22 protein-coding genes and 2 tRNA genes are annotated in these 23,986 nt (G+C 62.5%); 13 read left to right on the plus strand and 11 right to left on the minus strand.

The genetic code is table 11. The annotated features are described in order from the left end of the window. The first annotated feature begins 397 nt into the window (after window positions 1-397). The 4 genes from F3H98_RS14600 to F3H98_RS14615 all read left to right on the plus strand — a co-directional run bounded on the left by F3H98_RS14600 (window position 398) and on the right by F3H98_RS14615 (window position 4,015). Complete coding sequence (locus F3H98_RS14600) at window positions 398-1,564, plus strand: acetyl-CoA acetyltransferase (RefSeq protein ID WP_149760881.1); 1,167 nt, start codon at window positions 398-400, stop codon at window positions 1,562-1,564. Continuing rightward, window positions 1,561-2,304 (plus strand): SDR family NAD(P)-dependent oxidoreductase, encoded by a 744-nt coding sequence (locus tag F3H98_RS14605; RefSeq protein WP_149760882.1) that lies wholly within the window; start codon window positions 1,561-1,563, stop codon window positions 2,302-2,304. The genes F3H98_RS14600 and F3H98_RS14605 overlap by 4 nt, the downstream gene beginning before the upstream one ends. Before the next feature lie 94 nt (window positions 2,305-2,398). Continuing rightward, on the plus strand, window positions 2,399-2,890 hold the full coding sequence (locus tag F3H98_RS14610) for a hypothetical protein (RefSeq protein ID WP_149760883.1): 492 nt from the start codon (window positions 2,399-2,401) through the stop codon (window positions 2,888-2,890). A gap of 120 nt (window positions 2,891-3,010) precedes the next feature. Continuing rightward, window positions 3,011-4,015: an asparaginase gene (locus tag F3H98_RS14615; RefSeq protein ID WP_149760884.1), complete on the plus strand. Its 1,005-nt coding sequence runs from the start codon at window positions 3,011-3,013 to the stop codon at window positions 4,013-4,015. A gap of 28 nt (window positions 4,016-4,043) precedes the next feature. Here the strand turns inward: F3H98_RS14615 and F3H98_RS14620 are convergent, their stop codons facing one another. Beyond that, complete coding sequence (locus tag F3H98_RS14620; RefSeq protein ID WP_149760885.1) at window positions 4,044-5,423, minus strand: TIGR03808 family TAT-translocated repetitive protein; 1,380 nt, start codon at window positions 5,421-5,423, stop codon at window positions 4,044-4,046. Window positions 5,424-5,540: 117 nt separating this feature from the next. Here F3H98_RS14620 and F3H98_RS14625 point away from each other — a divergent pair, with 117 nt between their 5' ends. After that, window positions 5,541-6,023, plus strand: a complete 483-nt coding sequence (locus F3H98_RS14625) for a GreA/GreB family elongation factor (protein ID WP_149760886.1) — start codon at window positions 5,541-5,543, stop codon at window positions 6,021-6,023. On the opposite strand, the gene F3H98_RS14630 is transcribed toward F3H98_RS14625, so the two are convergent. The 7 genes from F3H98_RS14630 to F3H98_RS14660 all read right to left on the minus strand — a co-directional run bounded on the left by F3H98_RS14630 (window position 6,020) and on the right by F3H98_RS14660 (window position 13,342). After that, entirely contained in the window at window positions 6,020-6,409 is a 390-nt protein-coding gene (locus F3H98_RS14630) for a type II toxin-antitoxin system death-on-curing family toxin (RefSeq protein WP_149760887.1), read from the minus strand. The genes F3H98_RS14625 and F3H98_RS14630 overlap by 4 nt on opposite strands. After that, complete coding sequence (locus F3H98_RS14635; protein ID WP_149760888.1) at window positions 6,406-6,627, minus strand: AbrB/MazE/SpoVT family DNA-binding domain-containing protein; 222 nt, start codon at window positions 6,625-6,627, stop codon at window positions 6,406-6,408. Before F3H98_RS14635 ends, F3H98_RS14630 begins: the two co-directional genes overlap by 4 nt. A gap of 72 nt (window positions 6,628-6,699) precedes the next feature. Further along, window positions 6,700-8,655, minus strand: a complete 1,956-nt coding sequence (locus F3H98_RS14640; protein ID WP_149760889.1) for a CHASE2 domain-containing protein — start codon at window positions 8,653-8,655, stop codon at window positions 6,700-6,702. Window positions 8,656-8,706: 51 nt separating this feature from the next. Next, window positions 8,707-9,255: a FecR domain-containing protein gene (locus F3H98_RS14645; protein ID WP_149760890.1), complete on the minus strand. Its 549-nt coding sequence runs from the start codon at window positions 9,253-9,255 to the stop codon at window positions 8,707-8,709. 203 nt (window positions 9,256-9,458) lie between these two features. Then, window positions 9,459-11,582, minus strand: a complete 2,124-nt coding sequence (scpA, locus tag F3H98_RS14650) for a methylmalonyl-CoA mutase (protein WP_149760891.1) — start codon at window positions 11,580-11,582, stop codon at window positions 9,459-9,461. Then, window positions 11,579-13,021, minus strand: coding sequence for a methylmalonyl-CoA mutase family protein (locus tag F3H98_RS14655; RefSeq protein ID WP_149761039.1), 1,443 nt, complete (start codon window positions 13,019-13,021; stop codon window positions 11,579-11,581). The genes scpA and F3H98_RS14655 overlap by 4 nt, the downstream gene beginning before the upstream one ends. Before the next feature lie 246 nt (window positions 13,022-13,267). Beyond that, window positions 13,268-13,342, minus strand: a tRNA-Asn gene (locus tag F3H98_RS14660). Window positions 13,343-13,537: 195 nt separating this feature from the next. Here F3H98_RS14660 and F3H98_RS14665 point away from each other — a divergent pair. The 6 genes from F3H98_RS14665 (at window position 13,538) to F3H98_RS14690 (ending at window position 19,574) form a co-directional block, all read left to right on the plus strand. Continuing rightward, a complete protein-coding gene (locus F3H98_RS14665; protein WP_244621727.1) occupies window positions 13,538-13,813 on the plus strand; it encodes a PGPGW domain-containing protein in 276 nt (91 codons plus the stop codon). A gap of 118 nt (window positions 13,814-13,931) precedes the next feature. Next, window positions 13,932-14,005, plus strand: a tRNA-Cys gene (locus F3H98_RS14670). A 562-nt stretch (window positions 14,006-14,567) separates the two neighbouring features. Then, entirely contained in the window at window positions 14,568-15,242 is a 675-nt protein-coding gene (locus F3H98_RS14675) for a protein-L-isoaspartate O-methyltransferase family protein (protein ID WP_149760892.1), read from the plus strand. A gap of 170 nt (window positions 15,243-15,412) precedes the next feature. Beyond that, window positions 15,413-16,804, plus strand: a complete 1,392-nt coding sequence (locus tag F3H98_RS14680) for a TolC family outer membrane protein (RefSeq protein ID WP_149760893.1) — start codon at window positions 15,413-15,415, stop codon at window positions 16,802-16,804. 275 nt (window positions 16,805-17,079) lie between these two features. Then, window positions 17,080-17,829, plus strand: coding sequence for a PopZ family protein (locus tag F3H98_RS14685; RefSeq protein WP_149760894.1), 750 nt, complete (start codon window positions 17,080-17,082; stop codon window positions 17,827-17,829). Between the two features lie 185 nt (window positions 17,830-18,014). Further along, a complete protein-coding gene (locus F3H98_RS14690; RefSeq protein ID WP_149760895.1) occupies window positions 18,015-19,574 on the plus strand; it encodes a helicase HerA-like C-terminal domain-containing protein in 1,560 nt (519 codons plus the stop codon). 113 nt (window positions 19,575-19,687) lie between these two features. Here F3H98_RS14690 and F3H98_RS14695 read toward each other — a convergent pair whose 3' ends face one another. The 3 genes from F3H98_RS14695 to F3H98_RS14705 form a co-directional block, all read right to left on the minus strand. Beyond that, a complete protein-coding gene (locus F3H98_RS14695) occupies window positions 19,688-20,200 on the minus strand; it encodes a DUF992 domain-containing protein (RefSeq protein WP_149760896.1) in 513 nt (170 codons plus the stop codon). 177 nt (window positions 20,201-20,377) lie between these two features. Further along, window positions 20,378-21,085: a L,D-transpeptidase gene (locus tag F3H98_RS14700; protein WP_149760897.1), complete on the minus strand. Its 708-nt coding sequence runs from the start codon at window positions 21,083-21,085 to the stop codon at window positions 20,378-20,380. A gap of 187 nt (window positions 21,086-21,272) precedes the next feature. Continuing rightward, window positions 21,273-21,935 (minus strand): haloacid dehalogenase type II, encoded by a 663-nt coding sequence (locus F3H98_RS14705; protein WP_149760898.1) that lies wholly within the window; start codon window positions 21,933-21,935, stop codon window positions 21,273-21,275. Between the two features lie 154 nt (window positions 21,936-22,089). Here F3H98_RS14705 and F3H98_RS14710 point away from each other — a divergent pair, with 154 nt between their 5' ends. Then, window positions 22,090-22,968, plus strand: a complete 879-nt coding sequence (locus tag F3H98_RS14710) for a branched-chain amino acid aminotransferase (RefSeq protein ID WP_149760899.1) — start codon at window positions 22,090-22,092, stop codon at window positions 22,966-22,968. A gap of 212 nt (window positions 22,969-23,180) precedes the next feature. Next, window positions 23,181-23,780, plus strand: a complete 600-nt coding sequence (locus F3H98_RS14715) for a superoxide dismutase (protein ID WP_149760900.1) — start codon at window positions 23,181-23,183, stop codon at window positions 23,778-23,780. Window positions 23,781-23,986 lie beyond the last annotated feature (206 nt).

The raw sequence follows: 23,986 nt of genomic DNA on the forward strand, positions 1-23,986 counted from the left end.
CAATCAACAAAAAATTCTTGGGCCAATGCAAACCGTCTGGGGATGGGAAGTCGGCAAAGTAGAACTCGGGCAGGTAGGAGAAGTTTGTGTTCTACGTCGCCCCCCTCTGGCCTGCCGGCCATCTCCCCCACAAGTGGGGAGATTGGCAGCTTCGGCTGCAACGTCCAAACTCCGGCGTTGGCGATTGGGCAAAGTCGGCGACGCGACTGATCTCCCCACCTGTGGGGGAGATGGCCGGCAGGCCAGAGGGGGGCGCGAAGGAATGCGAATACCACCACACCCACTCCGCCATCAAAACCCCTTTACCGCCACTGGAAATACGTTCATGCTTGAACAATATAAATTATGCGCCTGCCGTCGGATCACGTGCTAGGCTGCCACTGTTACGGAGACGAAAATGACCGCTTGTATCGTCGGATGGGCGCATTCGCGCTTCGGGAAACTCGAAGGCGAGACGCTGGAATCGCTGATCGTCGGCGTTGCCCGCGATGCGCTTGCGCATGCCGGCATTGGTCCGGACGATGTCGACGAAATCGTGCTCGGCCATTTCAACGCCGGGTTCTCCGCCCAGGATTTCACCGCGAGCCTGGTCCTGCAGGCCGATGACCGGCTGCGCTTCAAGCCCGCGACGCGCGTCGAAAACGCCTGCGCGACCGGCTCGGCGGCGGTCAGGCAAGGCATCCGCTCCATCGACGCCAGGGCGTCGCGCATCGTGCTGGTTGTCGGGGCCGAGCAGATGACGACCACCCCCGGTCCCGAAATCGGCAGGAACCTGCTGCGCGCCTCCTACCTGCCGGAAGACGGTGACATTCCCGCAGGTTTCGCCGGCGTCTTCGGCAAAATCGCCGACGCCTATTTCCAGCGTTACGGCGACCAGTCGGACGCGCTTGCGGCAATCGCCGCCAAGAACCACAAGAACGGCGTCGACAATCCCTATGCGCAGATGCGCAAGGATCTGGGCTACGATTTCTGCCGGCAGGAGAGCGAGAAGAACCCGTTCGTCGCAGGCCCGCTGAAGCGCACGGATTGTTCGCTGGTGTCCGACGGTGCGGCGGCCATCGTGCTTGCCGACACGTCCACCGCGCTCTCGATGAAGCGCGCCGTCGCCTTCCGCGCCAACGAGCACGTCCAGGATTTCCTGCCGATGTCGAAGCGCGACATTCTCCTGTTCGAGGGCTGCGAGCAGGGCTGGACCCGGGCATTGAAGAGCGCCGGCGTCACCCTGGACGACCTGTCTTTTGTGGAGACGCATGACTGCTTCACCATCGCCGAACTGATCGAATACGAGGCGATGGGACTGGCCAAGCGCGGCGAGGGCGCCAAGGTGGTGCTGGAGGGCCAGACCGCCAAGGACGGCCGCCTGCCGGTCAACCCCTCCGGCGGTTTGAAGGCCAAGGGCCATCCCATCGGCGCCACCGGCGTTTCCATGCATGCGCTGACCGCCATGCAGCTCACCGGCGACGCCGGCGGCATCCAGGTGCCGAACGCCAAGCTCGGCGGCATCTTCAACATGGGCGGCGCCGCGGTCGCCAACTACGTGTCGATCCTCGAGCGCATCAAATGAAGCATTCCGCCGTCGTCACCGGTGGCGCTTCGGGTATCGGCCTCGCGGTCGCCGAGCGCCTCGTTGACGACGGTTGGCCGGTCGCCATCGTCGATGCAGACGAGGATGCGCTGGCCCGCGCGGAGGGTTCATTCTCCGGCGAGAACACGATTTTCCTGCAGGCCGATATCACCGACGAGGACGAGGTTGCCGACGTCTTCGACCAGACGGTCGACCGGCTCGGCCTGATCGGCGGCCTGGTCAATTCGGCAGGCATCGCGCGCGACATTTCCGCCGAGGAGACCAGCGCCGAGCTTTTCCGCGAAATCCTCGACATCAATCTCGTCGGCTCCTTCATCTGCTCCAAGGCAGCGCTGGAGCGCATGGGGGCGACGCTGTCGATCGTCAACATGGGCTCGGTGTCGGGGCTGAGGGCCAATCGCGGGCGGGCCGCCTATGGCGCGTCCAAAGCCGGCGTGAAACTGATGTCCGAAGTGCTGGCGCTCGAATATGGCAATCGGGGCGTGCGGGTGAACTGCGTGGCGCCCGGCCCGATCCACACGCCGATGATCGCCCGTCTGCATTCCGAGGAGGACCGCCGCATCTGGCTCGGCCACGTGCCGCAGGGCCGCTACGGCGAACCGGAGGAAGTGGCCGCGGCGATCGCCTTTCTCCTGTCGCCCGAGGCGAGTTACATCAATGGCCACACTCTTGCCGTCGACGGCGGGTTTCTGTCGACCGGGGTGCTCGCCGGCGGCTGACCGCGGCGGGGGGACATCATTGAAAAACAACAGGATGGAGCCATTTTCCGATTCTTTGCGGAAGGACGCGGCTTCCGCCCGAAAGGCATTCGCTTTGCAAAAAACTGTCATCGCCGCCGCTGCGTTCGCGCTCCTCATGGGCAATGCGGCACCGGCAGCCGAAACACCGCAGGAACTGGCCGAGGCGTTTTGCGCGGCGCGTGTGCAAGACAATGAAAAGCAGGTCCGGGCTCTGCTGTCGCCTGCGCTGCTGAAGGTTATCGCGGAGGCCGAGGAGCGCAACGACGCCATCGCCAAGGCTGCGCCCGGCGACAAGCCGCCGCTCGGAGATGGCATTCCCTACCAAGGCTTTCCCGACCGCGCGCCGGTCTGCAAGGCCGGTCAGTCCAGCGAGCTTGCCGGCCGCATGGAAGTCACCGTGCGTTACGAATTTCCCGACACGCCCGCCGCCAACTGGACAGATAGGCTGCTCCTGGTCCAGTCCGGCACGGATTTTCTGATCGACGACATCCTGTTCCAGATCCCCGCCAACCATACCGAGGAGATCGGACTGAGAAGCGTCCTCTTCAACGCTTTCGATCAATAAGACGGCCGGGCGCATGAGGGCAGGTCATGCAAGTCTATGCGCCAGCTCTGGAAGTCCTTGCCCGTCGAGATGCGAGCGACTACGACCTGCGCCGGAAGACATCTCCAGCTCGGTGAATTCATGACCAATCCCGTCCTTGTCGAAGTTTTGCGCGGTGACATCGTCGAAAGCGTTCATCGCGGCGCGGCGGTGATTGTCGATGGCGACGGCAAGCTCGTCCGCGAGATCGGCGATATCGGGATGCCGGTGTTCCCGCGCTCGGCGGTCAAGGCGATCCAGGCGCTGCCGCTGATCGAGACGGGTGCCGCCGACGCATATGGTTTCGGCGACAGGGAACTGGCGCTGGCCTGTGCCTCGCATTCCGGCGAGGCAAGGCATGTCGAACTGGCGGGTGCCATGCTTGCAAGGGCAGGGCTCGACGAAACGGCGCTGGAATGCGGCTCGCATTGGCCTTCGAACCACGATGCCACGGTTGCGCTGGCGCGCGCTGGCGGAAGTCCCAATCAGTTGCACAACAACTGTTCGGGCAAGCACGCCGGTTTCCTGTGCGTTTGCTGCCACCAGAAGATCGGCCACCGCGGCTACGTGCAATTTGCGCACCCGTTTCAACAGCTTGTCGCCGAAACCATGGAACAGGTGACGGGCGTGAGGCATGGGCTTGAAAATTCCGCCACCGACGGCTGCTCGATCCCGACCTATGCGGCGCCGCTGAAAAGCCTCGCTTTGGGTTTTGCCAGGATGGTCAGTGGCAACGGGCTGGCTCCGGAGCGCGCCAAAGCGGCCAAACGCCTGATGTCAGCCTGCATGGCGGAGCCGTTTTATGTCGCCGGCGCCGCCAGGGTCTGCACCCAATTGATGGAAGCCGCGCCCGGCCGGATTTTCGCCAAGGTCGGGGCGGAAGGCGTCTACTGCGCGGCAATTCCCGAACTCGGTTTCGGTATCGCGTTGAAATGCGAAGACGGTGCGGCACGCGCCGCGGAAGTCGCTGTTTCGTCGATTCTGGCGGGATTTTTCGCCAATGACGAGGCGGTTTTTGCAAAACTGACTGCACTTTGCCGGCCTTCGGTCGAGAACCGCAAGGGCGAACCGGTCGGCGTGATGCGGCCGGCGAGCGCGCTTGCGTAGAGCCTGTCCGCAGCCGGAAGTTCGACATTCAGCTTGAGCGATTGCGTTCGACCATCAGGTTGGCGAAGCCGCTTTTCTCCATTAAGGCGAGGTCTCCGGTCACCGGCTTTGCCCAGCGGTGGCCGATGATGGCGCCATTCTCGGCGCCGTCGATGATGTTGTCAGAGATGACCGCCGAGCCGGTGCCTTCAACGACCGAAACGCCGATGCCGGTGCCGGCCTTGCGGATGACATTGCCGGTGGCGACCACGTTGCGCATGAATGCGCCCCAGCCGATGTTCATGCCGTAGCGCGGCGCGTTCTCCACGACATTGCCGGTGACGGCGCAATCGGCCTCGACCGAGATGCCGACGCCGAAACCGGGCGGATCGGGCTGGTATGGACCCTGGGTCGACATGTTGCGCACGATGTTGGCGGAACAGACGCCCATGCGGCCGCCGCTGTCGAAATTGACGATCGAGATGCCGTTGGCCGCACCGTCGACGATGTTGGCGTTGATGACGGCCCCCTCGAAGGCGAATTCGGCATAGATGGCGGTTTCGCCGGAACGCAAGCAGGAATTGCCTGACATCTGGATGTTGCTGGAACTGTTGGCGCGGATAGCAGAGAAGGCGCAATCGCTGACGGAGTTGTTGGCGATCGATACACCATTCGCGCGGAACGCGTTGATGCCGTTGCCGTTCTGCCCCGTGCCGCCGCCTCGTGCGAGGATACGCTCGATGCGGTTGCCGAAGATCATGGTGCCGTCGTCGGCGATTTGCCAGCGATGCACCAGAATGCCGCCATTGCCGCAATCGGAGACGGTATTCGCCTGGATCTGCAGTTTGCCGGCCTCGACGGAATAGATGCCGGCGTCCGCCGCGCCGGTGATTTCCGAGCGCTCGATACGGCCGGACACGCGCTCCAGCGCCAGCCCGTTCTTGCCGCTGCCGAGGATGCTGCAATTGTCGACGACCAGATGCTGGACCCGGCGCAGATCGAGAAGGCCTTGTGCATGGTCTCCGAGCCAGCGGTTGGCGCCGTCCATCACCAAACCGGAGAGTTCGATGTGGACCGCATCCTCGACCGCGAAGAGGTGGCCGTCGCCGCCATAGACGATGCGGGTAGCTCCGGGAACGCCGGTGAGGCGCAGGTTGCGCGGCAGCGTCAGGTTGGAAACGACATAGGTGCCCGGCGGCAGGAACACCGGCATGTCCTGGCTGCCCGCCTTTTCCAGCATGCGCGCGAAAATCCTGCTCTGGTCGTCGAGTGCGCCTGGGCGGGCGCCGAGGTCGGTGGCGTTGATGGAACCGCGCATCGAAGCAGCTTGGATTCCCGGCAGAATCGCCGCGTAGGCGGCGCCGGGCACGGCAAGTCCGGCCACGGCAAAGCCGGCGGTCTGTTTGAGGAAATGGCGTCTGTTCAACATTGGCACAGTTCATTCTGCTTTGCGTTTTGTACTGCAGGATTTGTGCCAGCGGAGGGGATGCTTTTGAGGTAGGCCAAGAGCCTTGTGAAACCGCACGGGGAGGCCTACGTTTCCTTGATGAGCAGAGCTTTCACCCGCGAAGACGAGAGTGACAACGCCATTGCCGATATCGGCGAGCGACCGGTCAGCCAGCATCGGAATCTGGTCACCGAAAAAGGGCTTGCCGCGATCGAGGCTGAAATTGCAGCGCTGCGCGCAGACCTGGCCAGGGCCGAGGCGGAGAGCAATCGGGAGAAGATCGCGCTGGTTTCGCGCGACCTGCGCTATTGGAACGCCAGGCGCGAGAATGCCGAACTCTCGGTACCCGATCCCGACAGCACTGTGGTGCGGTTCGGCATGAGCGTCACGATCGAGGACGATGACGGCCACAAGAACAGATGGCAAATCGTTGGCGAGGACGAGGCCGATGCCGCCCATGGCAAGATCTCGCATTCCTCGCCGATGGCGATCGCGCTGTTTGGCAAATCTGTCGGCGACCTTGCGACGGTCAACGGCAAGGAATGGGAAATTCTGGAGATGAAGGCGAACGGCACCGTTTAGGCGCCGACCGGCTCGGTGTGGTCGCGGAAGAAAGCGGCAGCGCCGGTTTCATCAATTTCGCCAGCGGCTACCCCCATCGTAAATGTGTAAAGTGTACCATCATCTGCTGTGAGCTGATGCCCGTTGATAATAAGGAATGCGCCGGCGGCGACGATGGCGGTTCGCTTGTTGCCGTCGACGAAAGCATGGTTTCGGGCAAGGCCAAACACGTAGGCTGCAGCGAGTTCATGGATGTCGGGTTCGCCATAAGCAGTTTTGTTTTCGGCGCGGGAAAGCGCGGATTCGAGGGCATTTTCATCCCTCAAACCGTGCGCTCCGCCGTGCCGGCGCAACTGCTCAGCATGCATGGCTTCGACGACGCGACGCGTCAGAAACTCCCAGCTCATTCCGCGAGCTTCTGAAGAGCGACCTTGTACTTGTCCATGACTTCCAGCGCAGCCTTCATCTGCCGCTCGAACACCTCGTCGGAAGGCTTCAGCGTGAATCCTTCCTTGGTGTCTATGAGTTCGAGCTTGTCGCCTGCCTGAAGGTTATGCCGATCGAGAACCTCCTTGGGCAGGATTACGCCTTCGGAATTGCCGATCTTGCGCAAGGTGACGTTCATGACCTTTCTCCATGTTATAACGAGAGATATAACATGGAGACCCAGGTTGCGCAACTAATGTTGTTCCGGAAGTTATAACGTAGGTGGTGTTTGCCTGTACCCGTCAGCAATCTCCGTCGAACTCCGCCACAGCCAGATCACCAGTGAACCTGCCCGCCCGCGAATCTGTGTTTCCATCGGCCCGGTAAGCGAACCCGACGTGAAGAAAGCGCAGTCGCGGCCGGCCATGTCCAGCATATCCTGGCTGACTGCCACCTCGGCGTCATGTGCGGCAGCCACCTCCATCAGGCGGCTGGCGACGTTGACGGTGTCGCCCGTGGCGGCGATATGCTGATGGCTCTGGCCGCCCAGGCGCGATGCAACGATGGCGCCGAAATGCGCGCCGATCTTGAAGCCGATCCGCGACGCGACCGGCGCGGGCAGGGAAGCGAGCCAGGCCCTGGTACCCTCGGAAAGGCCGACGCAGCAGCGCGCAGCGTTGGACGCGTCGTTGGACGAAGGCTCGGGCAGGCCGAACAGGATCATCGCTCCGTCGCCCATGAAGCCGGTTACGATGCCGCCCGCTTCAACCACGGCCCTGTCGATCATCGTGTGAAACGGATACAGCAGTTCGCGCGTCGCATCGGGGCCCAGCGTTTCGCTCAAACCGGTAAATCCGGAGATGTCTATGAACACCACCGCGGCGTCCTCGCGGACAGGCTCGGCGAGGAAGTCGGGATGGCTGGTCAGCCATTTTCCCAGGCCCGCAGCCTGAAACCGTTGCAGCAGCGCGCTCTGGCTGGCGAAATATTGCGCCCGCCGCCTGCCGAGCCAAAGCTGGGCTGCCCCGAACAGGATGACCGGAGGGCCGACCGCCATCATCGGCAATGCCGCGCTGAACCAGGTGCCATTCACAAACGCCGTCACATTGAGCACCAGCCAGGTCAGCACCACGCCAATGATCGCAACAAAGCTGACGATGCTGCGGCGCCATCCCAGCAGGCCAACCAGAAGCATGGGAAGAATGATGGCGACCGCGGCATCGATGAGACGGACATTCCTGTCTCGTATGATTCCATCGCCGGTCACCAGATGGGAGATCGCAGTGGCGATGACTTCCACGCCGGGAAGAACCGGATCGAATGATGTGGGGAAGACGTCGCCGCCCCCGGTCACCGTCGCGCCGACAACCACGATCCGATCCTTGATCGCATCGGGCGGCAGGCGGCCGTCAAGCGCTGCGGCGGCGCCAAGCGTGCGTATCGTGCCGCGAGGGCCGTAAAAGGCAACAGGAAGAAGCTGGCCGATATCGGTTCTTATCGTCCGTCCGCTAATCGACAAGCCATCGGGCTCGATCTCCGGATCCTGCCCGGCGGCGAAAGCTGCGGCACGCAGCGGAAACGAAGCTTCCACGCGGTCGCCGGTCCTGAACAGCATCGGGATGAAACGCGGCGTCCCCGTCTGGTCGGCCGCAACATTGACCACGCCGACCGCCGCTGCATCCGTGAAAGGCTTCAACGGCAGCAGGAAGCGCTCCGCGACGGGCGTGCGGGCGAGGGGGCCGTCGCCAGCAGCCGACAGGAATTGCTGGTCCTCGGCAAACACCGCCGCTGCCGCGATAACGCTTGGGCTCGCGCCGAGCGCCTGCGCCAGCGCCCGGTCGCCGTCTTCCGGGCCGCGATCGACCAGCAAGAGGTCTACCGCGATGACTTTGGGTTTGAGGCGGGCGATGCCGTCGATGATGCGCGCCAGCGTGGCGCGAGAAAGCGGATACCCGCCCTCCCGGCTGACGACATCGTCGTCTATGGCCACGATGGTGACGGCATCGGGGGCGGGCCTCGGGCCCCGCATCAGCATGCGGATATCGGTCATTGTGGCTTCGACACGCTCGAGAAACCACATGTCGCCGCGAAAGTGACCATATCCCAGCGCTGCGCCCCAAAGGCCCGCCAGGGCAAGCGCGATGAGGGTCTGAAACGTGCGCCCTTTAGAGCGCCGCGCGTCTCTTTGGACGCGCAAAGGACGCTCCAAGACTTTGAATCTATGCATCGTGCTTTCCGAAAATCGATTCCGATTTTCGGGCCGATGCAATAGGGCGCCTCATTGGCCGAAGCGGGCAAGCAATGCCGAAACGCGAGCCCGCGGCCAACGCTTGACGACGAGAGGGTCGGAGCCTGGGGCGACGTCGACACCGTCACCCGGCCCAAGGAGCACGCCGGCCCTGGCCGACGGCCGCTGCACGGCGACCCGTCCCCTGACGACGAACACGGATGTCTTGCCGTCCTGGACGTCGACTGCCCATTTCGTGCCGCGCACCGCGGCGATGGCTTGCGGTGTGATGACCTGGAATCCGGTTTCGGCTTGGCCGGCTGGAGCGTTGAGCAGCAATGCCTTGCGCTGCAACCTGGCTGCATCGGCGTTGCCGTCCCGATTACGGTCAATCAGTGAAAACCGCGCGCCGGCCTCCACGATGATCGTCAGGCCATCGGGGCAACGCAGGAGCATCCGGGATGTTCCGCCAACGCGTTCCAGCACGCAGCCTGCGGCGGCTGATTGCGAATGGGCGACATTCGCGCCTGCCATGAAGACGAGGATCAGGCCGGTAAGGGGCGCGCAAGCGCTGCGGAAAATTCGCGCCGACAAGCTCATAAAGCCCTCCTGGTGCACCCCGCTTCATTTTTACAGGCCCGCTACAGTAAAGCCAATGCAGCATTGATGAGTTTCTTTGCGGAGAGGGCGTGCGGCTTTCGATTGAGGCGCAGATGCGGCGCTTAAGCCTTGCGTTTTGTTGTTCGCCGGGCCAGTTCTTTCAAAAGCAAGCTATAACGCGGTTCGTGTTCAGCGAGCCGGCCTCAGCGCCCGAGCAGCCCGTCCATCAGCCGTTCGGCCGCTTCGGGGATGACCGTTCCGGGCGGGAAGATTTCGGCAGCACCCGCGGCAAGCACGGCCTCGAAATCCTGCGGCGGGATGACGCCGCCAGCCACGATGACGATGTCGTCGCGGCCAAGTTTCTTCAGCGCATCCTTGAGTTCGGGCACCAGTGTCAGGTGGCCCGCGGCAAGCGACGAGGCGCCGACGATGTGGACGTCGTGATCGGCGGCCAACCTGGCAATCTCCTCTGGGGTCTGGAACATCGACCCGACGGTCACGTCGAAACCGAGATCGGCGAAGGCGGTGGCGATGACCTTTTGGCCGCGGTCATGGCCGTCCTGTCCCATCTTGGCGACCAGGATGCGCGGTTTGGAACCGTTTCTGCGCTCGAAGGCGTCGACCTTGTCCTGCACACGGTCGACGACGGGGCTGTCGCCGAGCTCCTTGCGGTAGACACCGGAAATTGTCTGCACGGTGGCGACGTGGCGGCCGAAGGCTTTTTCCAGCGCCAGCGAGATTTCGCCGACGGTGGCGTTGGCGCGGGCGGCGCGGATGGCGAATTCGAGAAGGTTGCCGTCCCCGTGCGCGGCTTTTGTGAGCGCATCCAGCGCGCTTTCGACGGTGGCTACGTCGCGTGTGCCCTTCAGCTGTTGCAGCTTGGAGAGCTGGCGGGCGCGGACTTCGGCATTGTCGACCTTGAGAACGTCGACCTCGATGTCTTTTTCGGGCTTGTAGGCGTTGATGCCGATCATCGGCTGCTCGCCCGAATCGATGCGAGCCTGGGTGCGGGCGGCCGCTTCCTCGATGCGCAGCTTCGGGATGCCTTTTTCGATCGCCGCAGCCATGCCGCCCAGCGCCTCGACCTCCTCGATATGCTGCATGGCGCGCACTGCAAGATCGTGTGTCAGGCGCTCGACGAAGGCCGAACCGCCCCATGGATCGATGACGCGCGTGTTGCCGGACTCTTTTTGCAGGATGAGCTGCGTGTTGCGGGCGATCCGGGCCGAGTGGTCGGTCGGCAGCGCCAGCGCCTCGTCGAAGGCGTTGGTGTGCAGCGACTGGGTGCCACCCTGCGTCGCGGCCATCGCCTCGATCATGGTGCGGATGATGTTGTTGTAGGGGTCCTGCGCGGTCAGCGACCAGCCGGAAGTCTGGGTGTGGGCGCGCAGCGCCAGCGACTTTTCGCTCTTGGGCGCAAAGTTCTTCTGCATCAGCGTGGCCCACAGCAGGCGACCGGCGCGCTGTTTTGCCACTTCCATGAAGAAGTTCATGCCGGCGTTCCAGAAGAAGGAAAGGCGTGGCGCGAACTTGTCGATGTCGAGACCCGCGGCGACGCCGGCGCGGGCGTATTCGATACCGTCGGCGATGGTGTATGCGAGTTCCAGGTCGACTGTCGCCCCGGCTTCCTGGATGTGATAGCCGGAGATCGAGATCGAGTTGAACTTCGGCATATGCTGCGAGGTGTAGGCAAAAATGTCGGAGATGATCCGCATCGAGGGCTTGGGCGGATAGATGTAGGTGTTGCGCACCATGAACTCTTTGAGGATGTCGTTCTGGATTGTGCCGGCGAGATCCTTCGGCGCCACACCTTGTTCCTCGCCTGCCACGACATAAAGCGCCAGGATCGGCAGTACGGCGCCGTTCATTGTCATCGATACGGTCATCTCGCCGAGCGGGATGCCGTCGAACAGCTGCCGCATGTCGAGGATTGAATCGATCGCCACGCCAGCCATGCCGACATCGCCTGCGACACGCGGATGGTCGCTGTCGTAGCCGCGGTGGGTGGCGAGGTCGAAGGCGACGGACAGGCCTTTCTGCCCCGCCGCGAGGTTGCGCCGGTAGAAGGCGTTGGATTCCTCTGCCGTCGAAAAGCCGGCATACTGGCGGATCGTCCACGGCTGCTGGACATACATTGTGGGGTAGGGGCCGCGTATGAACGGCGCCAGCCCCGGCCAGGTGTCGAGGAATGGCAGCCCTTCGAGATCGGCCTCGCCGTAGAGCCGCTTGACTGAAATCCTTTCCGGCGTCTGCCAGCGGTCGGCGCCCGCCTTTGCCGTCCGCGCTTCAGGGTCGGACCAGGCGATCGTCGAAAAGTCGGGGATCATCGACGGCCTTCGATCGACTGGTCGATGCGTATCGCCGGCAGGCGCTCGCAGGACGCAGCACCTTCATCCGGCACGGCCCGGCGTTCGGCAGGCAAGGTGACGACCGGCCGCTCGGCCTTCAGCGGATAGAGCGTCGTGCCGATCAGCGTGCGCTTGCCGCCGCGGTAGGCTTCGGCGCGCGCTTCGCGGGCTGCGGTGATGCGCGCCTGTATCTTGCCGTCGGCGAGGCTTTTCAGCACGCCGCCTTCAGTCTCGATCTTCTGGAATTCCGCCCAGGCGGCTTCGCAAAGGGCGTCCGTCAGCGCCTCGATGCTGCCCGAACCGGCGGCCGGATCGGCGACGAAATCGACGCGGCTTTCGCCTTCCATGACCAGAAGCGTGTTGCGCGCCACGCGGCGGGCAAACGGGTCGGCCAGACCATGGGCGACCGTGTAAGGCAGGATCGCGATCGAATCGGCGCCGGCGGTCGCAGCCGCAAAGCCGGCGATGGCGGTGCGCAGGATGTTGGTCTCGGGATCGTTCACGGTCATCATGCGGTAAGAGGTTTCCGCATGGATGATCGCCGGCGACGGCTGGATCGAGCAGGCTTCCTGCGCCTTGGCCCACAATTTGCGCATGGCGCGAACCTTGGCCATCGACAGAAACTGGTCCTGGTCGACGCTGAGCGCAAAACCGATATGCGGCGCGGCGTATATGAGCGCCTGGCGGGCTTCCTCGAACATCCTCAGATGCGAAACGGAGGACGCGAGCATGATGCCGAGTTCCTGGCCCTCGGTGGCGCCGGCATTGTGGAAGACGCGGCCGTCGGCCTCGAGCAGCACACCGGGAACGCCGAGGGCGAAGAAGTGCGCCAGCGATTGCGGCATAGAAGCGCGCAGCGCCTCGATCGACATGCGCAACCGGCCGGTTCCAGCGAAAACGGCCGCAGGGTCGATGCCGAATGACAGGCTGAGCTTCGACGGGTCGGCGCGCCGCTTGGTCAGGAGTGCAACCAGCCAGTCGACAGTGACACGGCTTTGCGGATGCGCGTCGACGCGCAGATAGGTCTTGTCGAGCGGAATGCCGTCCAACGCCTTGGCCAGCGCCTCGACGGCGACGGGAAGCCCGTAGCCGAAGGCATTGGGTGCGCCTTCGAAAACCAGCGACAGGCCGGTGGCGCCCTGCGCGATGTCATCACGCGCCTGGGCATTGGCACGGACCGGATCGGGATCGTCGATGCGCTGGGTGATCACGCCATGTTCGGCCGGGTTGGCGCGCAGGACGGGACGAGTGGCGGAAGAGCGTTCGTAAAGCGGGTCGATACGCTTGCCGTCATCGGTCTGCGAAGCCAACGTCTGCTCGAAATCGGCGCCTGCCAGCGCCTTTTCGGCAAGCGCCCGCCAGCGGCCCTGGTCGAAGGCGGGGAAGGCTGTGTCCTTGAATACCGCGCCGGCGTCCATCATTCCTCCTCGAAACCAGCAACGTTCGCCCGGGGCACGAACTCATCACGATACCGATTGCCAAAGGTAAGGCCCATCCGCAACCCTTGCGAGCCATTTTTTGGTACAGGCCAAATTGCCGCGATACCGCTTCCGGGTATCAAGGGGTGGAGCCTCAGGCGGAATTGTTGGAGATATGCCAAAACGACCGCCGATTCCCGCCGGGAGGAAGGCTTGCGGTCCAACTCTTGAGGATTTTACAAGAAGTGGCTCCCCGGGCCGGATTCGAACCAGCGACCAACCGGTTAACAGCCGGTTGCTCTACCACTGAGCTACCGGGGAACGTTGGCTGCTCGTGTGAACGTGGCTGCCTATAGCAAACCCCTTTCGGCTTTGCAAAGAAGCAATCGGCAATTTTTTTGAGACGTTTTGGCGCGGCATTGCGCGTTTTGACGCACGAGTGCGAACATATGGCCGCGAAGCGTCACAGAAAGAACGGAAACGGCCCCATATATCGCGCAAATGCCGGAAAGATTGATGACCGATAGAGACGATACCGCCAGCACGCACCACCACCACGCCATCCATATTTTCGGGCGCCGGTTCCAAATGCCGCGTTCGCGGGTGTTGCGCGTGCTGATCGGGGTGCTGCTTATTATCCTGGGCATTCTCGGCTTCCTGCCGGTGCTCGGGTTCTGGATGATTCCGCTCGGCCTGCTGGTTCTCTCCTATGAGTTCCACCTCGTGCGCCGCTTGCGCCGCCGCACCCTGGTATGGTGGGAGAGGCGGCAGCGGGCCAAGGCCGGCAAATAGCCAGTTCAAGCGCGGGCGCGTTCGCTCGCTGCCGCGCCGCAGCGTCAGCGACGAAAGCGCCGCATTGAGCTTGACGCGAATTTGACGGCAACCTATTGAAGCCCGCGTAGAGCGGTGAGGCCTCGTGGCGGAGTGGTTACGCAGAGGACTGCAAATCCTTGCACCCCGGTTCGATTCCGGGCGAGGCCTCCATTCCGATACTACCTCCGGCATTTAGCTCTTGAGCTAGAGCGCTTTTTCTGGGGCACATCAAACAGGGATGCCGCCTTGATCGGTCGCGGCAATCGCGATTCGATACCGACCAGCCGATGCTGGCAACAACCTGTCATGCACGTCGCACTTACCGTCTCTGGCGGCGCATTTTCGAAGCTTTAGTCCTTGCGCCGGGCATCCCGGCGAGCGCTGAATCGAACGTCTTATGTTGGGCGTGGGCCGGGTCGCTTACCAGAAACCGCCGATGTCTTCGGCGTTCCGGCTGTTCGCTCCACAGGCCCTATTTCGCGGATTTTAATCAAAAACTGTTGCCGGCCAGTCACGACCGTCAGCACACTTTTGGTTAACGCAGGCCTTCCGCTAAGTCCTTGATTGACTGTGCAGGTCAATTTTGCCACACCCGCCGCTACGAGCTAGAAAGTGCTTCGACGATGCCTTGCCGGCCTCAGAGCAGCCTCAACGCCGATCGAGGCGTCCGATGGAAGCATTCTAGCGGATTTTGTGAAGCGCTGCTTTGGGCGCAAACGGGCCGACAGAATATATGAGCGCCAACTATTCCGATATGCGCGTCAAGATGGTCGACGGCCAGATACGCACGACCGATGTCACCAATAGCGCCATCCTTCTGGCCATGGGAACGGTGCCGCGCGAGGCTTTTGTCGACGCCAGCCTGCGCGACCTCGCTTACATCGACGTAGATCTCGAGATCGCCCCCGCCGAAGGCGGCAGGCCGGCGCGTTTCCTGATGGAGCCGTCGCCTTTCGCGAAACTCCTGCAGCTTGCCGAAATCCAGCCCGGCGACAGGGTGCTCGATGTCGGCTGCGGCACCGGCTATTCGTCTGCCGTGCTTTCGAGCCTTGGCGGTTCGGTGGTAGCTCTGGAAAGCGATTCCACGCTTGCCGGGCGTGCCGCTCAACTGGTCGCCGATCTCGGTTTCGACAATGTCACGGTCGTTACCGGCTCGCTGGCGCAGGGTGTTGCGGCAAACGGTCCATATGATGTCATTGTTGTCGGCGGCGCGGTGGACGAAATACCGCAGGCGCTGTTCGACCAGTTGAAGGAGCGCGGCCGGCTGGTTGCCGTGGAAGGGCATGGCAATGCCGGTGTGGCGCGTCTTTATCTGAAGGATAACGGGTTGGTGACTGGTCGCCGGGCTTTCAATGCGGCAGTAAAGCCGTTGCCGGGATTCGAAAGAATTAAGGCTTTTGAGTTCTAATTCCCTTGTGTCGGGACAAATGAGCAACCATTTTGGCGCCAGGGTTGGACATCGTTGCTGAACTGCCGGGCCGGTCATCGGGTCGGGTTCAGCGGGGGAATGAGGGGTCGGGACATCTGCCGGGCGGCAGGCTTCGATCGCTCCCCGTGAAACGAATGAGAGGGTAAGTCGTGTCGCAGTTTCGATCCGGTATTTTCGCCGCCTTTCTTGCTTCGGCAACAGCGCTTGCCCCCGCGAGCGCCTTCGCCGAAACGATCAGCGGCGCGCTGGCGAAGGCTTATCAGCTGAATTCGGCGCTGAATTCAGCGCGCGCTGGCGTGCGCGTGGTCGACGAGGACGTGGCGATTGCCAAGTCGGGCTATCGGCCGACCATTAACGGTTCGGGCGCGATCGACTATAACACGACGCGGTCGCGCAACGATCTCGGCAATCGCACCACCGATCTGACCAGCGGTTCGTTCGGCGTCGAAATCCGACAGAGCCTCTTCGACGGCTTTCAGACCAAAAACAACGTCGCGGCGGCCACGGCGCGTGTCCGCGCGCAGCAGGAGAATCTGCGCAACACCGAGCAGAACACCCTGTTCGACGCGGCGCAGGCCTATATGGACGTGATCCGCGACCGGCAGATCGCCGTGCTGCGCGAGCGCAACCTGGAGTTCCTCGAGGAACAGGTGCGTGCGGCGCGCTCGCGATTCGATGTCGGCGAGGGTACGCGTACCGATGTCGCCCAGGCCGAAGCCAATCGCTCGCTGGCGGTTGCTCAACTGAGTTCCGCGCGCGCCACCGCCAGTGCAAGCGCTGCAACATACCGGCAACTGGTTGGCGAAGACCCGAATTCGTTGAGGCCCGCAGCACCGCTGGCCAAGATGCTGCCGAGAAGTCTCGATCGGGCAATCGCGATTGCCAGCGATCAGCATCCGGCGATCGCCGCCAACTTGCATCTTGTCGACGCCGCCGGCTTCACGGTGAAATCGACCGAAGGCCAGTTGCTGCCGCAGCTTTCGGCTTCCGCGGGCGTTTCCGAATCGTTTGAAGAAGGTTCGACGGACCTGGCCGGTCAGAGCAGCAATTCGACGTCTGCCGGCGTCGGCCTGCAACTGACGGTGCCGATCTACCAGGGTGGCCGCACTTCGGCGCAGGTTCGCCAGTCGAAGGAATCGCTCGGCCAGGCACGCATCGAAGTCGATGTCAGCCGCGATACCGTGCGCCAGGCGGTTACGTCGGCCTGGACGAGCTACGAAGCCGCCCGGGAGGGCGTGGTGGCCAACCGTGAAACGGTTGCCGCGGCGCAGCTGGCGTTGAATGGCGTCATTGAAGAACGCAATGTCGGCCAGCGCACCACGCTCGATGTTCTCGACGCGCAGGCCGTTGTTATCAACGCGCAGATCAACGTCGCCAATTCGGAGCACGATGTCGTGGTGGCGAGCTATGCCATCCTGTCGGCGATCGGCCAATTGTCGGTGCGCAAGCTTGCGCTGCAGGTGTCGGAATACAATCCAGAAGAGCACTTCAACGCCGTCAAGGACAAGTGGCACGGCCTGAGGACGCCCGACGGCCGCTAGAGCTGGATTCATTCAGCTCTATCCGTTGTTTAGCTGCATTGTGCGACGCCAGGTGGTTCCGCCTGGCCTCAAAAACCTCTGACGCGGCCGGCGCGCATTTTTCTATTCTGTGCGAAAGCGCCAAAGCCGCGCGAAGGGGGATTCTCTAGCCCCGGTCTGTCGGGTACGCTTGTCCTTGATTCGGAACCTGATTTTTGAGTGGGCGGGTTCCGTTACCGCGCGGTCGACGGAGAACACGCGGGCAAAAACTGGTCACAAGGGCGGCGGATGTGACAATGGCACAAGCAAGCAGCGCACAGCGCGAACCTTCCATGGAAGAAATCCTCGCTTCGATCCGGCGGATCATCGAGGACAGCGACACGACCCGAAAGCAGGGCGAGGAGCAACTGGCCGCGCGCCGGGAGCAGGAGTCGGTTGTCGTCTCCGAGCCGAGACCCGTGACCGGCTCGGTGGTCGAAGTGGATGCCTTTCGCGCCGAATTGCGCGGTGCGTCGGAGCCTGCGGTCGAAGCAACGAGTGCCGCGCCCGGGGATTCACTGGAGAAAAAGCCGGTGACGCTCGCCGAGGTTCAGGCGCAGATCGCGCGCGAAAGCTATTATTCAGCGCCGACACCGGTGGCGCCTGTCGAGGCTGAGGACGATCCGGAGGCACCGCTTGAAGTCGCTGACGATCTGGACGACGACCTCGATATCGCGAACGAGCTCGCCGACCCTATCGAAATGGCGGAAGCGGTCTTGGCTGCCAGGGAGCCTGAGCCTGTCCAGACAGTGGCGGCTGCCGAGACGTCGTCGCCGCAGCAGGCGCCGAAGACGGCTATCATCTCCGAACATGCGGGACGCCAGGTAGCGGCAGCATTCGGCGAGCTTTCGGACGTCTTTGCCACCCGCAAGAAAAGCTTCGACGAACTTGCCGAAGAAATGATGCGGCCGATGCTGCAGGACTGGCTGGACAACAACCTTCCGGTGCTGGTCGAGCGGCTTGTGCGCGAGGAGATCGAACGGGTTGCTCGCGGCGGCGTACGCTGAAGACGCCGCGCAGCTTCACTGTATAGAGACGCCGCCGTAGGGCGGCGTTTTCATTTCAGACCCGGACACCACTTCAGGTCGAGAGGCCCCCTACGCCACCATTGTCGCGCTGCGCTGGCGTGATTATACCAAGGACGGCGCTTTGCCGCGTTCGACCTGACAAACCATTTCGCCGGAGAGTTAGCATGGCAGACGAAAGCAGCATCTTCATCGGAGCGAGCCGCAAGCCCGATGACAGCTATCAGAAGCCGGAAGAGCTGCTCTTGAAGTACGGCAACCGGCACGGCCTCATCACCGGCGCGACCGGCACCGGCAAGACGGTCTCGCTGCAGGTGCTGGCCGAAGGCTTCTCCAATGCCGGCGTGCCGGTGTTCGCTGCTGACATCAAGGGCGATCTTTCGGGTATCGCGGCGATGGGTGAGGCCAAGGATTTCCTTGTCAAGCGCGCCGAACAGGTGAAGCTCGATCCCTACGAATTCCAGGAATTCCCGGTGATCTTCTGGGACCTCTTCGGCGAGAAGGGGCACCCGATCCGCGCCACCGTTTCCGAGATGGGACCGCTGCTCCTCTCGCGTCTCATGAACCTGACCGACGCGCAGGAAGGCGTCATGAACATCGCCTTCAAGATCGCCGACGAGGAAGGGCTGCTGCTGCTCGATATGAAGGACCTGCAGTCGCTGCTGGCCAACATTGCCGATCGCGCGGACGAGATCTCGGCGCGCTACGGCAACGTGACGAAGCCTTCCGTTGGCGCCATCCAGCGCACGCTTCTGGTGCTGGAACAGCAAGGCGGCAATTTCTTCTTTGGCGAGCCGGCGTTGAACATCGCCGACCTGATGCGCACGACCCGCGACGGACGCGGCGCGGTAAGCGTACTGGCGGCTGAGAAATTGATGATGAACCCGCGGCTCTACGCCACGTTCCTGTTGTGGCTGATGTCGGAGCTGTTCGAGCAGCTTCCGGAAATCGGCGATCCCGACAAGCCGAAGCTGGTGTTCTTCTTCGACGAGGCGCATCTGCTCTTCACCGATGCGCCGAAGGCGCTGGTCGACCGGGTGGAGCAGGTGGTTCGACTGATACGGTCGAAGGGCGTCGGCGTCTATTTCATCACCCAGAACCCGCTTGATGTGCCCGAAACCGTGCTTGCCCAGCTCGGCAACCGCGTCCAGCACGCGTTGCGCGCCTATACGCCGCGCGAGCAGAAGGCGGTGAGGACTGCTGCCGATACATTCCGGGCCAATCCCGATTTCAACTGCGCCGAGGCGATCACCAAACTCGGCACCGGCGAAGCACTGATTTCGACACTGGAAGAAAAAGGCGTGCCGTCGGTCGTGCAGCGCACATTGGTCAGGCCGCCGGCATCGCGTCTGGGGCCGGTCACCGATGCCGAGCGCGCGCGCATCATCGCCGAGAGCCCGGTCGCCGGACAGTACGACAAGACAGTCGACCGCGAATCGGCTTTCGAGCTGCTGCAGAAGCGTGCGGCTGACGCCGCCAAAGCGGAGCAGGAAGCCCAGCAGGCGGAGCCGGTAGACAGCGGCCGCTCGCGGTGGACCATTCCAGGGTTTGGCGACGAACCCGCACCACCGCCGCGCACAACCGGCAGGCCTGCGCCGCGGCCGCGCGTTTCGAACCGCCAGACGGTTACCGAGGCGGCGATCAAGTCGGTTGTGCGCTCGGTCGGTTCCTCGGTCGGCCGCGCGCTGGTGCGCGGAATTCTGGGCAGCCTCAAGAAGGGGTTCTGACGGCGCGGTCGCCGATGGACACATTGCTTGAAGTACAATGATTTGGGCCGCGATACGCTGGTATCGCGGCCCAAATCGCATTCAGCAGTTCGACAAGATTGGCGACCCGGAGATTAGTTGGTCGCGTTGAGCGTCATCGAAGTTCCCGTGGCGGCGACATTGAGGCCGAGCTGGCCCGTCACGCTCACCGTCTGGAGCTGTATCGATCCCGACGTTCCGCCGACCAGAATGTTGGCTCCGACGCCGGCGCCCAGTGTCGCCTCGGCGGTCGCGCCCTCATAGAGCCCGCCGAGCGAACCCCGATGATAGCCGGCCGTCGGCGCGAACACCGCCCAGACGAGCCGCCCACGCGTCGTGTAGCCGAGATCGATGCCAAGCTTGCGGATTGTCCCGGTGTAGCTCTCCGAACGCCCGCTGCCGCCGCTCGACTGGAAGACGCAGTCGATCTGTTTTGCCGAGCCGACCACATAGCCGAGGCCGCTGCCAACCGCGCAATCGAGATAACCGATCTTTACGCCGCCGCTCGCGTCCGGCTCCCTTTCCGCGGGAAAGTCGGCCCCGTAGGCGACTGAGATAACCGCGAACGCCAATTGCGCCGCAAGAACAGTGGCGAGAGCCGTCTTCATCGCTTTTCCTTCCGTGTATGTCCGATGCGTCCGCATGCTGGGCGCATGGGTTCGACAAGCCCAACGACTATGGCGGAACGATGATCGCGCTGCGGGGTCAAAAAAATGTGAAAAATCAACGGCTCCAACAGTTGTGAATAGAAATCGCATCAACTGTTGGAACCGGATTTGTCTGCCTCAGTAGACGAGGATCGGGGTCTTGTTGGGCACCCGGTTGTAAAGGTCCATCACGTCCTGGTTTATCATCCGCACGCAGCCGGAAGACACCGATTTGCCGATGGTCCACCATTCTGGCGAGCCGTGGATGCGGTAGAGCGTATCTTCGCCGTCCTGGAAAATGTAAAGCGCGCGAGAACCGAGCGGGTTTTTGAGGCCGGGCTGCATGCCGCCATTGGCGACGCTGTACTTTTCGAGTTCCGGCTGCCGGGCGATCATCTCGTCAGGCACCTTCCAGGTCGGCCATTTCTTCTTCCACTGCACGACCGCGCGCCCCTGCCATGCGAAGCCGGCGCGCCCAAGGCCGACGCCGTAGCGGATCGCCTCGCCGCCGGGGCGGATGAGATAGAGGTAATGGGCCTGTGTGTCGACGACGATCGTGCCGGGCATCTCGCCAGTCGGATCCTGCACGATCTGGCGCAGGAAGCGCTTTTCGACTTTGTTGACCGGGATCGCCGGCAATTCGTAGCCCTCGTCGACGACGGAAGCGTACATCTGCTCATAGCCGCCGAGCGGCGGTTCCTGCGGAATGGGCTGGCGGATCGGTTCGGGAGCCGGCTCACGTATGGTGGTACAGGCTGAGAGGGCTGCCGAGGCGGCGACCGCACCCGACACGGTTAGAAACTGGCGTCGGCTGAAACCGACGGATGGTTTTGATATTCCGGACATTTTACCCCTGCTCGGCGGACTGCAAAAAGAAACTTGCTGAACGCGCCGACCATTCGGAGCGCCCTCCCTCCCGTTGAACGTGGGGCGAGATAGGGCGTCCGAATCTGGCTTGAAATTGAACAAATAGTGGCGAAGGCGTGTTCGAATGGGCTTGTGACATTTGCGCAACGCCACGTTGTGCGGCGCTTCACCCGGCGATTAGCAGCCCTTCCAATGAAGGAAGAATTAAGCCCGGCGGCATGTCGCGGTACTCGTCGGGCTGCCCGGTTCTGTTGATCCAAACCGTGCGAAAGCCGAACTTCGTGGCTCCCGCAATGTCCCAGCGATTGGAGGACTGGAAGGAAACTGCAGCGGGATAGAGCCTCCAGCCGGTGGTCACCAGGTCGTAGACGGAGGGGTCGGTCTTGAAGCGTTTGATGCTGTCGACCGAAAAAACCTCGTCGATCACATTATCGAGAGCCGCGGAGTGAACGGCAGCCTCCAGCATTGCCGGGGAACCGTTGGAGAGAATAGCCAGGCGTGCGCCGTCCGCCTTCAGCGCTTTAAGGACCGCCGGCACTTCGGGGTAACAGTCGAGATGCCAGTAGGAATCGAGCAGCCGGTCGCGCAGCGCCGGATCGGCCGAGGGCACCTTGTGGAAAGCAAAGTCCAGCGCCTGTTCGGTCAGCTCCCAGAAATCGGCATAAGCTCCCATCAGCGTGCGCACCCAGGAATATTCGAGCTGCTTGGCCCGCCAGATTTCCGAAAGGGCCTGGCTGTCGGGGCCAATATCTTCCGCATGGCGCCTGACGGCCGCGTGGACGTCGAACAGCGTGCCGTAGGCGTCGAAGACGTAGGCTGAATGACGCATCTGTTTCCTCGGTTCCTCAGCCAGTTCACCGCAACCGCTGGATGCGGTCAAGGGAGCGCCGCTGGACCAAGTTTATGCTACCGAATGCTGGTTGACCTTGGCCGTCAAAGCCTTTTCGATGGTCCGAACGAACAAATCTCGAATGGAACAATCGATGACCCTTGCTACACCAGCGCAATCGGCGACCTGGACCTTTGTCGACGGCGACTGGCACGAAGGAAACGTGGCGCTGATAGGTCCCCGCTCGCACGCCATGTGGCTGGGTTCGAGCGTTTTCGACGGCGCACGCTGGTTCGAAGGCGTGGCTCCCGATCTCGACCGCCATTCGGCGCGGGTCAACGCTTCCGCAATCGCCCTTGGCCTCGCGCCGACCAAGACCGCGGAGGAGATCGTCGGTCTGACCCTCGACGGGCTGAAGAAGTTCGATGGCAAAACTGCCGTCTACATCAGGCCGATGTATTGGGCCGAGCATGGTGGCTACATGGGCGTTCCCGCCGATCCGGCCTCGACGCGCTTCTGCCTCTGCCTGTACGAATCGCCGATGATTTCGCCGGCTGGATTCTCGATCGGCGTATCGCCGTTCCGCCGCCCGTCGATCGAGACCGCGCCGACCAACGCCAAGGCCGGCTGCCTTTATCCCAACAACGGGCGCGCCATCCTGGAGGCCAAGAAGCGCGGCTTCGAAAACGCACTGGTGCTCGACATGCTTGGGAACGTCGCCGAAACCGGCACGTCCAACATTTTCCTGGTCAAGGACGGGCATGTTGCGACGCCGGCGGCCAATGGTTCGTTCCTGTCCGGCATCACCCGCTCGCGGACAATCTCGTTGCTCGGCGACTATGGATTCAGGACGACGGAACGAACACTGACCGTGCAGGATTTCATGGAAGCCGACGAGATATTCTCGACAGGCAACCATTCCAAGGTGGTTCCCATCACCCGCATCGAGGGCCGCGACCTGCAGCCAGGGCCGGTCGCCAAGCGTGCCCGCGAGCTTTATTGGGACTGGGCGCATTCGACTTCTGCGGGATGATTCGTTAGAGCGCCACGCGTCCTTGGACGCGCGCAAAGGACGCTCTAAGAGATTGAATCTATGCATCGTTGCTTTCCGAAAATCGATTCCGATTTTCGGGCCGATGCAGTAGATAGAGCCTGGGAGCTTTACGCTCGGGTTGCCGTTTCGTTGCCCGGGTCTATGTCTTCCGGCATGGACTGCCGGAATTTGCCAAAATGAGGAGTACGATCATGGCTTTTGAACTGCCGGAACTGCCTTACGATTATGAGGCCCTGCAGCCCTTCATGTCGAAGGAAACCCTCGAATATCACCACGACAAGCACCACAAGGCGTATGTCGACAACGGCAACAAGCTTGCCGCCGAGGCCGGTATGGACAAGCTGTCGCTCGAGGAGATCGTGAAGCAGTCCTTTGGCAAGAACGCCGGGCTCTTCAACAACGCCGGCCAGCACTACAACCACATCCATTTCTGGAAGTGGATGAAGAAGGGCGGCGGCGGCACCAAGCTTCCGGGCGCTCTGCAGAAGGCTGTCGACAGCGACCTCGGCGGCTATGACAAGTTCAAGGCCGATTTCATTGCTGCCGGCACCACGCAGTTCGGTTCCGGCTGGGCCTGGCTTTCGGTAAAGAACGGCAAGCTGGAGATTTCCAAAACCCCGAACGGCGAGAACCCGCTGGTTCACGGCGCTTCGCCGATCCTCGGCGTCGACGTGTGGGAGCACTCCTATTACATCGACTACCGCAACGCGCGGCCGAAATATCTGGAAGCCTTCGTCGACAGCCTGATCAACTGGGACCATGTGCTGGAAATGTACGAAAAGGCTAAGTAATCGCCGACTTCCCCACGAAAATGGAAGGGCTCCGCGGCGACGCGGAGCCCTTTTCTTATGCCGACATGAGTCGGCACTGGTAGTAGGATCGCCGGCGTTTGTGTGGCTTTTCCGCAACGCGGGACGAAATATCTTCCCTGCTGTCAAAGCCGTCATCATCAGCGCCCGGATGCGGTTAGCGCAACAGAATCAAACACTAAACATGA

Source organism: Neomesorhizobium albiziae (assembly GCF_900114255.1).
GTDB classification, from domain to species: Bacteria; Pseudomonadota; Alphaproteobacteria; order Rhizobiales; family Rhizobiaceae; genus Neomesorhizobium; species Neomesorhizobium albiziae.